Here is a 1,005-nt window from a genome sequence, read left to right as displayed (position 1 = left end):
TAAATAGAATCCATACGATAACTATATTCGCTCACCCATCTTGACATTTCATTATCGGAAATCTGAAGCATAAAGCGATCATCTTTTGTAGTGCCTTTGATAGTGTCTGTCTGATATATCAACTTGTAAGTTACTACATACTGACTCTTCCCAATTGATTTATGACCTTCTTGTGCAAATAAATTCACAATACTCAAGCAAATCATAAGTGCAAAGAATACTTTTTTTATCATCTTGTTTTCTCTGAATTATAATGAGGTCTTTATATCATAGTTTATGACCAATCATAACTTGTTATTCAAAAACAGATATCCCCATTCAATTAAAACGAAGTTGCAGAGTTTAATCTCTGAACTTCTTAGTGACTAAAACTTTAGTGATTAGAGAAACTCAGCACAATTGAATTTCTCATAGCCATGCCTTGCTCCTTCCATCGCTCCATCATCAAGATCGTTTTCCATTACAATCTTCATAAGAGTTTTGCAATACTCTTCCCTTGAAACTCCTCCTGAGATGTTCATCATTTCAGATGTTGTTAATGTCTCTCTGTTCATAGCAATAACATAAGTGTTAAAATGTTAATGGGACTATTCCCGAATGCAAGGTAGTTAAAATTAAACAAATATCAAAATAATCATCCTATGTTTTTAAGCATAGGTTCAAGCACCAAGTGCAATTTACTTAATTCTAAATTCAACATCGAAGTGCAATTTTTATGGTTGCATAGCAGGTGTTGTCTCGGCCGCTCCCTCCCCCAAAGGGAAGGCGGCCGCTAGGGAGCTTAGCAGCAAACGATGGTGCGTGGTCGATTTAGGTACCGACAAAGAATAAAAAGGGGAGACCGAAATCTCCCCAGGATTAGATAAATTTGTTGGTAGTTATGAAATACAAACACCTAACCCCTGAGTAAAGGTACACAATCTCCCAATGCTACAAAAAAGGGTATGAAACAGAAAGAGATTGCAGAGCTCATTAATGTGTCTCCTTCTACGGTATGTCGTGAAC

The 1,005-nt window shown here is 36.4% G+C and carries 2 protein-coding genes; both read right to left on the bottom strand.

The annotated features are described in order from the left end of the window. Positions 1–233: hypothetical protein (locus IX315_RS09595; RefSeq protein WP_211834183.1), on the bottom strand; the 233-nt coding region annotated here is incomplete at its 3' end. Positions 234–380: 147 nt separating this feature from the next. Further along, the gene (locus IX315_RS09590; protein ID WP_018358118.1) at positions 381–554 is read right to left on the bottom strand and encodes a hypothetical protein; all 174 of its coding nucleotides are present in this window, start codon (positions 552–554) and stop codon (positions 381–383) included. Between the last annotated feature and the right edge of the window lie 451 nt (positions 555–1,005).

It is taken from the genome of Porphyromonas levii (assembly GCF_018206105.1).
GTDB lineage: Bacteria > Bacteroidota > Bacteroidia > Bacteroidales > Porphyromonadaceae > Porphyromonas_A > Porphyromonas_A levii.
The sequence above is the reverse complement of the archived record's forward strand: the minus strand, read 5'-3'. Positions and strand labels throughout refer to the sequence as shown.